Genomic DNA, 11,800 nt, shown 5'->3' with positions numbered 1-11,800 from the left:
TGTTCCTAAATGTACTAGTGTATGTTCCTAAATGTACTAGGATAGCCTCTGTAAGTATTGAAATTTATAGGGTTTCAAAGCCCTATAATCTTTAAAAAAGATGTTTAAAAAGATATATAAAACAACAATAAAAGGATTGTTTGTTTTTATATATAAAACAAGGGTCCTATTAATATTTAAAATCTAGTATTTAGTTGAAAAATCAGTGTTATAAAGCGAATGCAAGAATTAACCGACTTAACTATTAATAATAGTCTATTATCCTTATTTGAGCACAAATATTCCTAACTATTAATATATAAATGTCTCTTTTTTTCTGATATAATTTAAATTACAGTATTTTTTGATTATTAAACTAATGATGATTTTGGAGAAATATAATGAAAACTTTAAAGCAAATAGCAAAAGAAAATAAGGTTTCCAAGCAGCAGGTATATAGGATTTATAAATCAGAAATTGAATCACTTCATGAAGCACATCAGGTAAACGGCGTGATACACCTTGATGAATCAGATGAAAACATTATATTAGAAAGATTACATAATAAAACTATTTCAAAATCACATCAGGAAGAAGAAATAAAGCACTTCAATGAAGTACATCAAGAAGAAGAAACGAAGCAGTTTGATGAAGCGGATAAATCTTCGGAAAAACAAGGGTTTTCAGAAAAAACTACATCAAAATCACATCAGGAAGAAGAAATGAAGCACTTCGGTGAAGCACTTCAAAAGCAGATGATTGATATTCTTCATGAGCAGCTTAAAACAAAAGATCGGCAGATAGAGGAATTGAATCAGAGGCTTGCGGAAGCCCAGGAGCTGCAGAGGGCAAATCAGGTTTTATTGCATCAGCAAAAAGAAAAATCAAAATTGGTTGAAAATGTTGAAGAAAATTCAAGAGAAGAAAAACAGGAAGTGGAAATAAGAAAAGGGTTTTGGAAAAATTTATTTAAATAATGTAAAAAAGTGATTCAATCGGACTCAATAATTTTTGATCTATGATATAATATATTTCATAGGGAACTTTCAATAATAATTACTTTTATTGAAGGGAGAATCATATGGTAAAAATGACTTATTATGAATTTACAATGGTCATTATAAGTGTCGCTGGCTTAGTCATAACAGCAATGAAATATTAAGAATCTATAAATTGACATAAAAAAAATCACTTGTACTGCAATACAAGTGATTAGACGTTAAAAATATTCATTTGATATTGAAAGTTTCCTATAAATCTTTGAAATTTCCTGTCACTTCATAAAATTTATTATAACTTACTCTTATTTCTTATTATATAATAAGAATAATAATAATTCAATAAGTTACTATTGTTTTTTTATTTCAATGATAGTATACTAATAAATCCCCAAAATTATATATAAAAGAATTATATTATATAAACCCCCATCAGTAAAAACTAATCAGCCCCAGGCTCATTAGTTTTTTTTACTTTATATTCAAGCATAACTCTGCAGGTCGAAGACCTTGGAAGCTAGTGATCTCTAAACTTACAGGCCATACATAAAAGTCCGAGAACACAAGCATCCAATAAACCTGGCAGCTCATCAGCTCAAAATCGAGCAGATTAAGCAGCCAGAAACATATCTGACCGGCCGTGCCAGTCAGGAAAACATAAAAAAACAATCGGAAGCGACCGTCATTCCCCCCCATCCCTTTCCCCCCATTCCCCCCTACAACCCTGGGCCCCCCCTCGACACTCAAAATGTAATTGTAGATGGGGGGAGTTAAGGGAACCTGGGGGGGACTTTCTAGCCATTCGGACGCTTCGCCGTTGTCCGATGTCGAGTCGCTCCTCATTTATAGCCGCTCCGCTTGGCAGAGAGTCAGGAAGAAAAGAAAAGAAAAAAGAATCATTATGGATTTGATGGATAAGGAAAACCGCCTTCTCCACAACTCCACAATGACTACGACTGCTACTACTACTGCCAGGCATCATGGATTTATGGAAAAAAGAAAACCACTTTTTCCCACAACTCCACAACGCCCATTTTTTTATTGAGAGTCAGGCAAGAATTCTACACCTCCTGCCCCGACCGCCCTCCCCCCGAGGGATTGTCAGGCTAGAACTTCACACCCAAAAGCTTCACATCATCATTGTGAGGTAGTGCATATCGCATCGACATGGTCGGATTAGTATGACCCAGGACAGCCTGAAGCTCAGACACAGTAAGATCATATACATTAGCACACCTGTAAGCAAAGGAATGCCTCATAAGTCGTGGATTTATACTAAGATTAACTGATTTGGAATGATTAGCAAATATGTACTGAATTTTCCTGATCTGGGGGAAAGGAACCTTGATTGAACTTATAGAATCCAGGTAATTTCTCACCACATCAATAGATTCTTTTTCAAAAAAAGGAACAGCACGGTACCTTCTTTTTTTCTGCTCATAAAAATTGACCACAAATCGTCCCTCGAAGATCTCAAAACTGGATTTACCAAGATAAATGATTTCGCTTGGCCTAAGACCTGTAGCATAAAGAAGATGGATAACGGCCTTATCAACCGAAGAATCAGGATAAAGATTGATGTGCTTCATGAATTTATTTACATCACTTGATGAAACATTAGGAATATTACTTGATCCCGCAAAAGTCCTGATTGCTTCTCTTTCGATATTTATAGTAGTTGTAAAGTTAAATTGCATCGACCTGTAAAACATCTTCAGAGCGGAAATATGAATATTCAAAGTTGTATTAGCAAGTTCTCTCTTTCTAAAATCAGAATAATGGTTTATATAACAATTATCTTTGAACTCTCCTCTGTTTAAACAAAAAAGAATATACGCATAAGCAATGTCACAATATAGCTTTACCGTATTGTCAGAATACCCCCCAGAACGCAGATATGACCTGAAATTTTCAATAATTTCAACATTAGAAAATGCCATTTCAAAAACTCCTTTCAAATCGTATAATACAATTTATATACAAAGATAAAAAAAGAGCTGAAAAATAACAGCTCAAAAAAACTATCGTATAGAAAGTTTAGATATCTCTATTTTTAAATCAGTTAATGTTGATTCAAGCTGATCTAACTTACCTTCAAGCCTGACCAATAAGTAAACAGATATAACCACAGGAAAGCCCTGCTCCAAAATATTTTGAAATAATACATCCATTTGTTATCCTTTCCCCAGCCTTGAATCACCGTAACTCATAATAATTATATCGTCAATCCGTTTTTAAAATTGCAGTCAAGGGAAATAAGAAAAAAATTTTCAGCAAAGCGATTTGAAAAATTTTTTCGCCCTTGACGGCAATATTTTTTTATAATATAAAAGCCAGGAGCGTTAGAAAGTTTTTAAAAATAAATATAGTTTTGAAATAGATCCGACAAACTAAATTATTTAATAACGCTCCTGGACAAGAAAAGAAAAAAAATAAATAAAATAAGTAATTAAAGACGTTATGACGTCATAGCAATATAACGTCTTTACGTGTATAATCTTATATGATATTCTCATTATAATAAAAAAGGGGTAGTTTATCTGAGATAAATTACATTGAAAAATTTCATAAAATCTATTCTTTTTATAAAATGAAGAAAGGAAAGTCAATATGGAAAAGAAAGTAAGCACGGAAAAGAAAAGAGTCACAATCTACATGGAAAAAGAAACTCTGGAGAAGCTAAAGATTAAAGCAATAAAAGAAGGTACGTCTGCATCAGCACTTGTAGAAAAAATAGTAAAAGAAATGTTAGACAGAGATTTATAAATCTCTGTCTTTTTTATGAGTAAATATAAAAGTGCGTATTGACGTTATAACGTCATAACGTTAAACTAATAACTAAGGGGAGGTAAAAATGGAAAAAATAGATGTATCAATAAATGAAGCAGCATTCAATCTTATCGAAGAAAAAGCAATTAGAGAACAGAAATCTATTTCAGCTGTGTGTAGAGAAGTTATTGAAGAATATTATAAAAACATTGGGAGGGAACATAAAGATGATTAATAATATAACTATTTTAGGAAGATTGACAGAAGATCCAGAACTTAGGTATACAAGCAGCGGGATTGCATATGCCACTGCAACAATTGTAAATGAACAAAAGTATAAAGATAAAAAACAAATAAATTACATAGATATCGTTGCCTTTTATGGCCTGGCAGAAAACCTAGCCAAATATTGTGAAAAGGGCAGAAAAATTTTAGTACAAGGAAAACTTGAAATAAAGAAAAATAAGACACAAGAAAAAACATATACAAATATTAGCATTATGGCTGAATATATAGATTTCTTAGAAAAACCAAAATCTGAGGAAGGTGAAGTAAAGCCAAATGAATATAAAAATGAATACACCGCAATTAAAGACGACGAAGTCCCATTCTAAAGAAAAAGTTTCTATTGTAAAAACAACACCCCCGTATAGTAACACGGGGGTGCAACGTACAAAAGAAAAAAACGAAATAATATGTGACTGGCTTGAATATACTGCACTTACTGATGTTAGAGAAATTGATTCAGAAAAAGAAAAAATAAAATCCTGGGGATATGATGTAAAGAAAATGAAAGCCCTGGATACTGGATTATTCGGATATAAAAACAGGCTTTTTTTCAATGGACAGTCAATTCTTTATAACGGAAATTATGGAATGAGAGTGCATTTTATCATGTCAGGCAAGGGTGTAAGGTATTATGAATCAGAAAATGACACAGTAAATCTTATTAAGACTCTTGTTTATGAAGAGGAAAATGTAAACTTTTCAAGAATAGATTTGGCAATGGATATCAAAGATGAAAGTATAGACTTTGAAACTATGCTTGAATATCTATATAAAAACAATATAGTAACCAGATTTAAGCAGTATAAATATATTGCAGAAAAAGAAATATCAGAAGATAGTCAGATAACAACAGGAGAATCAATTTACTTTGGCAGCAGGACATCCGATCTTTATATAAGAATCTATGATAAAGCTAAGGAACAGGAAAATTTCGATGCAAACTGGATTAGAATAGAAATAGTATATAAACGAGAAAGAGCTAATACCCTGGCAATTTATCTGGCCGAAAATGAAAAAACAGTAGGACATATATTTAGTGCAACTCTCAATAATTATATCCGATTTGTGAATCCGACAGCAGACACAAACAAAAGACGCTGGCCCATGGCCTTATGGTGGAAGAACATACTCGAAACATCACAAAGTATAAGCCTTAGCATGAAGCCTGAAGAAATAGATATTGATAAACTTGAAAGCTGGGTAAATAAGCAGGTCGCTCCAAGTCTGGCAGTAATTAAAGAGTACTACCAAGGGGATATGAAAAAAATAGAAGAAATAATAATAAACGGTACCGAGAGAATAAATCCGAAATATCAAAGATTCCTGGATGAAATAAAAAGTGCAGCCAACTGATTGAGAAAAGGAGTTAAACATGAGCATTTGGATAGATGCTGGCCACGGTGGAAAGGATCCAGGAGCAGTCGGAAAAGGATTCTTAGAAAAAGATCAAGCTCTTACAGTAGCACTAGCCATTCAAAAAGAATGTATAATACTTGAAAAAAAAGCCTATCTTACAAGAAGTGATGATAGATTTGTATCCCTTCCAAATAGAGTTACTAATCTTAAAAAAGATGATGTATTTATCTCTGTTCACTTTAATGCATCACAATCAAAAACAGCTTCTGGCTTTGAAATTTTTGCTAAAAAAAATCCAACTTTGGAAATAAAACAACTTCAAAATGACATCCATAGAAATCTTTTGATCCTTAACAAACAATATAATATTCCAGACAGAGGTAAAAAATTTGCGGACTTTTATGTATTAAAAAATTCAAAATGCAGAGCAGTATTAATCGAAATACTATTTATAGATAATCAAAATGAAATGAAAAAAATAATAGGTACAAACTATTATAAAAATTTGGCTTTAGCTATAGCAGGTGCTATTTAAATATATTTTGAAAGGAGATTAAAATGGCAGTATCAAAAACAATGGAAAACCGTGCAATACAAAGAAAAGAGTTAAACGGAGTTGATGGCATGGGCAAACAAATATACAAGTCCAGAACAATATCAAACATTAATCATGAAATGGCAGATGCAGATATGCTTCAATTCAACAAATTGATAGATTCACTGGTAAATAATAATGGTTACATTCTATTTGAAAAAATAAGCAACAGTATAACGGAGGTTTAGAAAGGAGTAAAAAAATATGGATACAGAAAGAAGTATAAATCTTGTATTTATCACATCAAGTGGTAAGAAAAAAACAATAACATTAAGTGGTTCAAAATCGACAGATGATGTTGATCCAGTAGATGTGTTAGCATTATCAAATTTTATAATTCAAAAAAATCCAATAGAATTATCACAAGGTGATACATTTGTTGGGCTCGATAAAGCATACATTGAGGAAAAACAAATCAGTAACATAAACATGAATATCTAATAAATTATTGGAAATTCCAGCCTGTTTTAAAATTGTCTTTACAACCCCAACTCGTTTAAAAACCAGTTGGGGTTTTTTACTGTCCGATTTATTGGACACTGAATTGACAGGCTTTGCCAGTCAATAAGCCAGTATTTCAACAATACTGTAGCATCAGGGACTCAACCACAAACTCCCTTTAAGCGTTCGCACCCTCCACCGCAACGCTTTACCTGATTTCAACAATAGAATTAGATAAGTCTAATATAGGATATAAACCCCAAATCCAGATCTTAAAAATTACTTTATATTATATAAAAAAGCTTGCATTATGCGTCAATTAGGCGTATAATATGAAGTAAGGAAGGGTCTGTTTATGTATATTTTTGCCCTCAGGGCAGAAGGGATTCGATATGAAAAGAGATAATATTATTAAGCTATTTGAAACAAATAACCTTGTTGACTACCAGCTTGAAAATGAAAAAGATTTGGTTAAAGTATTTGGAGTAGACACAAAACAAATAGAAGGATATAGTACTCTAAGCGACCGAGATAAGATAATCTTCAATGATTTTATTGTAAGTTTTTATAATATGCATGGCATCGATGCAAAGCTGTGTATCACACCAGAATCAATATATTTTGTAGAAGAATTTGAAAGTGCTATAAAGGACCCTGAAGAGTTCAAAAGTATAATAACGGATTCTGAAGAAGATTTTTACACTTTGCCATATGAATATAAAGTGACCGCTCTTGATAAAAACGAGCAACCTATAAAAATACTATACCACACAAAGATTGATGAACACGATGGATGTGAAGTAGTAAGCACAGAAGTAAAGCACTATCTGAGATTTACTTATATTTATAAATATGAGGAAAACACAAAGAGAGAATGGCTGCATATCATGAATGGCAGAGAATGGTATTAAAATAAAATGAGAGGTCCCAGGAGGACCTCTCTCATAAATAAAGGAGTAAAATTCATGGCCAAACAAAAATTGAATATTACCTTAGAAGAGAATATAAAGCAGCTCATTCTTGAAGAAGCAGCAAAGCTTGGATTGAGTGCATCCGCATTTATAACGATGATGATTTTGAATTATAAGAAGAAAAATAAATAAACTTAAAGCCCCAATATATGGGGCTTTTTATCGTTAATAACACATCATTCTTTTCTTACAAATCAGGTTTATTAGTCTTCGTCTTCATCATCATATACTTCATCTAAGTTTAAACCTAAATCATTGCACATGTCTTCAACACTATCATAATCGTCAACAACTGTTTCATATTCTGAACTTAAATCTGGATCATATGACATTGTAGATTCCTCCTCTCTATATTATTTATGTAAATCTAAAACAAAAAATATTAATATTATATATATAACCATAAATATGAATATGTTTCACAAATATAATATTTATTTTTATACACTCAACAACTATTCTTAAAATATACGTTTTCGGAATAGTTGTTTTGTAATAAAGCAATGGCAATACTTTAAAGGATACAGGTTATAAATATGTATCCTTTTTTTATGGATTTTTTGAAAAATCCGTCATTCAAGGACAATAAAGAGGATTGAACTTCAAATTACATAGTTTAAAATTCTCTATAATTGAGGAATTTCTCTATGAATATAAATATTGAATTTTTAAGTTGTTTTTGTTATACTGAGTCTGCATTATATTTGCGGCACGCCGCAAATATTTTTTAGTTGATATTTAGGAGATGTTATTATGAATTTTAATTGTGCTTCTTTTTTTGCGGGAGTTGGGGGAATAGATACAGGGTTTGAAATGGCAGGCTTTAAAACTGTATACGCTAATGAATTTGATAAGAATGCTGCAACTACTTTTAGCACCAATTTTCCAGATGTTCAAATGGATATCTGTGATATCTGTGATCTAAATGAATCTAAAGATATTCCAGATTTTGATATATTGTTAGGAGGATTTCCTTGTCAAGCTTTTTCAATTGCAGGTTATAGGCAAGGATTTGATGATGAAAAAGGAAGAGGCAATTTATTTTTTGAATTATTAAGAATAATAAAGAAAAAAAAACCAAAGGTAATTTTTCTTGAAAATGTAAAAAATCTTGTATCTCACGATAATGGAAATACGTTTAATATAATTAATGAGTCTTTATCAGATTTAGGATATCATGTTAAAACAATGGTACTTAATTCTTGTAATTATGGAAATGTTCCTCAAACAAGAGAGAGAATATATCTAGTATGTTTTAAAAACAAGAAGCACTATAAAAATTTCGATTTTCCAAAGCCCATAAAGCTTGAAAAATCTTTAAAAGATGTTATTGATTTTGACAATCCTCAAGACGAAAAATTTTATTATACCGAATCATGTTCATTTTATGATAAGTTAGAAGAAAGTATTACTCATTCTGAAACTTGTTATCAATGGCGTAGAATTTATGTACGTGAAAATAAAAGTAATCTTTGCCCTACGCTTACTGCAAATATGGGGACTGGGGGTCATAATGTTCCATTAATAATGACACATGATGGGCAAATCCGAAAACTAACACCTAGAGAATGTTTTAACTTACAAGGATTTCCAAATGAATTTATTTTACCTGAAAATTTATCTAATGGAGCCCTTTATAAGCAAGCAGGTAATTCTGTTGTGGTAACAGTCATAAAGAGAATTGCCGATGAGATAATGGAAGCAATAAAATAAATAGAATGCCCTATGATCTAATTGCACAAATAACAAAAAAGCACTATTTATAGTGCTTTTTATTTGATCATTATTCTTTTTCTAAATCATAGAATTCTTCATATGTTCCAATTTCAGCAAAATCAATTGAGTAGTTTAAATCAGATTCTTTCGTAAAAATAACGCTATCAATACCGAATGTCTCTAACATTTCATAGGTGATTAATGTATTCTCTTTTAATTCAAAGACTTTCCTTAGTAACCATTCTCCAAGAACTTTGTTTGGATTGCTCATTATAGCTTTTCCTTGATCTTGGCATACTTTTGCTTGAATATTGGTACCATCAGGCAATTGAAGATTAAACACTACATCTCTTCCAGGAAAAAAATTTTTATTCCTTTTCCTATCCTCAACTGGATAAGGGATATATATCTCATTAATATCTCTTGTTCTTCCTTCAGCATTCCATTGATTTAATCCGCTTTTTTCATGAATTCTTTTGCTTCCGTCACTTTTTAAAGAATAAAGTCTTAAACAAATTTGATTTTCTTTATCTACCGTGCTTTTTGGAATGATATTAAATGTATTATCTGTATTCGAAAGATTTAATAAATAGTTATATGGGTCAGTCATGATTTCTACTTCAAAAGTATCTAATACTGATTTTGTATTAAATAACATATACAAAGTGTTTTTGGAAATGCTAAAATGATAAGTATTTTTACCATCATGAAAATATGTATTATTTAAGTTTCCTCGTTTTTTAATAACCGCAATTTTTTCTATATCGATATAATCAAATGCACATTCTATAATTTGCATTGCTCCTGGGATCCTTTTGACTATATGATAAATCATTTCATCTATTCCATTCAAATTTTTAGTAACACGAATTCTTTCATTTCGATATTCCGCTATAGTTCTAATCAATTCTAATCCAGTTAAATCTTTATATTTTTCTCTTAATTTTCCAAATTCAGCAACTTTTTGATCATCATTCCCCATCCATGTTTTGAGTCCTATACCAATTTTGCTTTTTTTTGCATCGGCAGAACAATCAAATCTTGCTAAATTCTCTGCCTCTAAATATTTACAGAATATGTTCTCATGTGCCCTGTATGGTAAATATGGACAAGGACTTTCTGAAAACAATAATGTTAAATTTCCCATGATAGACAACATTTTCTTATAATTTTCTCTTTGTGTTTCAGGTTGATTTTTATAAAACATATTTAAATAACCTCATTCTTTCATTGATTATCTGTTTATTAAATTTGATATTTCAATGATATCATAGTTGTTTTTTTTAATCAAATTTTAGTTTTCATATGTCATATTTATATCCGTCTATAATTCAACTCAATTCCCAGTTTCTCCAAGATCACATCAACAACCTGATCCACTCCATCAAAGACCTCATTAAAATCATTTTTTATAATGAATTCAATCTCTTCTTTAATTATTTTATTTAGCATCTTCCCTCTGGATTCTAATAGATATGTTCCACCATCTATATTCAATATTGCTATTATATCAGTTATCATTATTATTCTCTTTTCCCTGATCAGATTGCTTCTTAGATATTCTTTCAAATAGTTTTTTCTGAAATTTAGCCTCTAATTCATCCATTGGTTTATCATGTTTGTTCTCTTTCTTAAATTCTTTTGATACATGAGAAGAGTTCTTCCAGTCATTTTTTATTGAAGATAACAAAAAACCAGTTAAATTTTCAATATTTTTTCCTATAGCCAATGTATAATATTTCTCCAAAATAATGCCTACATCAGCTGCATCAAGAAGCACTTCAATTTCCGAATCACTTAATGTTGTTATTGCCGCTTTTACTGCCGCTACCTTGTTTTGAATCACTTGATCTTTGACTTTGTTATTTGGTAAAACTTCAACTTTCTTAGATGAATCTAACGCCCAGGTAAACCTTAATCTATCAATATTCCTGCCTTTTTTCAACTTCTCAATATTCAAACCTTTAAAATAACCAGGCAACTCATCCATTATAGGTCTTAGAACTCTCTTGTTGAAGTTATTTGTATCATAAGTTTTTGGCACGTCAAGAAGATACCTGAACTGATCTAAAGAAACTTCATACCAACCAGTACTCTTATATTGTTTTAAAATTTTATACAAATTTTTAGAATAAATGCTTTTTAAACTTACAAACTCTTTTAACTCAAATTTAGTATAATTAGACATAAAGTCATTCAAAAGATATTTGAACTTCTCATGCACCTGTAAATCTATGTATTGCTTATCTTTGTTGATGACATAATCAGTAAATAATACAAACCTGGCAATACTGTTTTCATCTTCAATCTTAATAGATAGTCCCAAAATCTTCTTAAAGGTAGAATCAATAGAATCATGTATTTTACTTATGCTTCTGTGCTTATAGTTAGATAATTCCTTGATTTCTCTGTAAGTCATATTTACATTATTATTTCCTTTATTCTTCAATTTGTAGCAAATAGAAAAAAATATATCTATTTCTTTTTCTGTAAAGCCACTCATTTGCAAAGTATTTAAATCATTATGATACTTAACTATTTCAGACAATATAGCACCTCCTATTATTTATTATATCCAATAATATAGCATATTATAGTACTTGTCAACTTAAGTGTACTAACATATGTTCCTTGACGTACTAACATATGTTCCTAAATGTACTAGTGTATGTTCCTAAATGTACTAG

General features: G+C 30.8%; 17 protein-coding genes. 11 read left to right on the top strand and 6 right to left on the bottom strand.

The annotated features are described in order from the left end of the window. Positions 1-380 precede the first annotated feature (380 nt). A complete protein-coding gene (locus G558_RS0110855) occupies positions 381-956 on the top strand; it encodes a hypothetical protein (protein ID WP_028830178.1) in 576 nt (191 codons plus the stop codon). Between the two features lie 1,127 nt (positions 957-2,083). On the opposite strand, the gene G558_RS0110840 is transcribed toward G558_RS0110855, so the two are convergent. Next, a complete protein-coding gene (locus G558_RS0110840; RefSeq protein WP_028830176.1) occupies positions 2,084-2,917 on the bottom strand; it encodes a tyrosine-type recombinase/integrase in 834 nt (277 codons plus the stop codon). 81 nt (positions 2,918-2,998) lie between these two features. Then, a complete protein-coding gene (locus tag G558_RS14485; protein ID WP_071604478.1) occupies positions 2,999-3,148 on the bottom strand; it encodes a YvrJ family protein in 150 nt (49 codons plus the stop codon). A gap of 439 nt (positions 3,149-3,587) precedes the next feature. On the opposite strand from G558_RS14485, the gene G558_RS14055 reads away from it, so the two are divergent. From G558_RS14055 to G558_RS14050, 9 genes are all read left to right on the top strand, one after another. Continuing rightward, positions 3,588-3,743, top strand: a complete 156-nt coding sequence (locus tag G558_RS14055) for a ribbon-helix-helix protein, CopG family (protein ID WP_156888558.1) — start codon at positions 3,588-3,590, stop codon at positions 3,741-3,743. A gap of 88 nt (positions 3,744-3,831) precedes the next feature. Then, the gene (locus tag G558_RS14125; protein ID WP_169337722.1) at positions 3,832-3,981 is read left to right on the top strand and encodes a ribbon-helix-helix protein, CopG family; all 150 of its coding nucleotides are present in this window, start codon (positions 3,832-3,834) and stop codon (positions 3,979-3,981) included. Beyond that, positions 3,974-4,360 carry a single-stranded DNA-binding protein gene (locus tag G558_RS0110820; RefSeq protein WP_028830175.1) on the top strand — a complete coding sequence of 129 codons (387 nt, stop codon included), beginning with the start codon at positions 3,974-3,976 and terminating at the stop codon, positions 4,358-4,360. Before G558_RS14125 ends, G558_RS0110820 begins: the two co-directional genes overlap by 8 nt. A 49-nt stretch (positions 4,361-4,409) precedes the next feature. Beyond that, positions 4,410-5,387: a replication initiation factor domain-containing protein gene (locus G558_RS0110815; protein ID WP_028830174.1), complete on the top strand. Its 978-nt coding sequence runs from the start codon at positions 4,410-4,412 to the stop codon at positions 5,385-5,387. Between the two features lie 19 nt (positions 5,388-5,406). Then, on the top strand, positions 5,407-5,925 hold the full coding sequence (locus G558_RS13145) for an N-acetylmuramoyl-L-alanine amidase (RefSeq protein ID WP_051188656.1): 519 nt from the start codon (positions 5,407-5,409) through the stop codon (positions 5,923-5,925). Positions 5,926-5,948: 23 nt separating this feature from the next. Further along, positions 5,949-6,173: a DUF1659 domain-containing protein gene (locus G558_RS0110805; RefSeq protein ID WP_028830173.1), complete on the top strand. Its 225-nt coding sequence runs from the start codon at positions 5,949-5,951 to the stop codon at positions 6,171-6,173. A gap of 16 nt (positions 6,174-6,189) precedes the next feature. Continuing rightward, positions 6,190-6,426, top strand: coding sequence for a DUF2922 domain-containing protein (locus G558_RS0110800; protein WP_028830172.1), 237 nt, complete (start codon positions 6,190-6,192; stop codon positions 6,424-6,426). A gap of 392 nt (positions 6,427-6,818) precedes the next feature. After that, positions 6,819-7,337 (top strand): hypothetical protein, encoded by a 519-nt coding sequence (locus tag G558_RS0110795; RefSeq protein WP_028830171.1) that lies wholly within the window; start codon positions 6,819-6,821, stop codon positions 7,335-7,337. A gap of 54 nt (positions 7,338-7,391) precedes the next feature. Next, positions 7,392-7,529 (top strand): hypothetical protein, encoded by a 138-nt coding sequence (locus G558_RS14050; RefSeq protein WP_156888557.1) that lies wholly within the window; start codon positions 7,392-7,394, stop codon positions 7,527-7,529. A gap of 71 nt (positions 7,530-7,600) precedes the next feature. On the opposite strand, the gene G558_RS14440 is transcribed toward G558_RS14050, so the two are convergent. Beyond that, positions 7,601-7,729: a hypothetical protein gene (locus G558_RS14440; protein WP_278233978.1), complete on the bottom strand. Its 129-nt coding sequence runs from the start codon at positions 7,727-7,729 to the stop codon at positions 7,601-7,603. A gap of 421 nt (positions 7,730-8,150) precedes the next feature. On the opposite strand from G558_RS14440, the gene dcm reads away from it, so the two are divergent. Beyond that, positions 8,151-9,110: a DNA cytosine methyltransferase gene (gene dcm / locus G558_RS13140; RefSeq protein ID WP_036931927.1), complete on the top strand. Its 960-nt coding sequence runs from the start codon at positions 8,151-8,153 to the stop codon at positions 9,108-9,110. Positions 9,111-9,180: 70 nt separating this feature from the next. Here the strand turns inward: dcm and G558_RS0110770 are convergent, their stop codons facing one another. The 3 genes from G558_RS0110770 to G558_RS13525 form a co-directional block, all read right to left on the bottom strand. Next, a complete protein-coding gene (locus G558_RS0110770) occupies positions 9,181-10,320 on the bottom strand; it encodes a phospholipase D-like domain-containing protein (protein ID WP_028830170.1) in 1,140 nt (379 codons plus the stop codon). A 107-nt stretch (positions 10,321-10,427) separates the two neighbouring features. Next, positions 10,428-10,634 (bottom strand): hypothetical protein, encoded by a 207-nt coding sequence (locus tag G558_RS0110765; RefSeq protein WP_028830169.1) that lies wholly within the window; start codon positions 10,632-10,634, stop codon positions 10,428-10,430. Then, the gene (locus G558_RS13525; protein WP_051188655.1) at positions 10,624-11,661 is read right to left on the bottom strand and encodes a replication initiation protein; all 1,038 of its coding nucleotides are present in this window, start codon (positions 11,659-11,661) and stop codon (positions 10,624-10,626) included. Before G558_RS13525 ends, G558_RS0110765 begins: the two co-directional genes overlap by 11 nt. Positions 11,662-11,800 lie beyond the last annotated feature (139 nt).

The sequence above is a fragment of the Proteocatella sphenisci DSM 23131 genome, assembly GCF_000423525.1.
GTDB lineage: Bacteria > Bacillota > Clostridia > Peptostreptococcales > Filifactoraceae > Proteocatella > Proteocatella sphenisci.
This window is presented reverse-complemented; position numbering and strand designations above follow the sequence as displayed.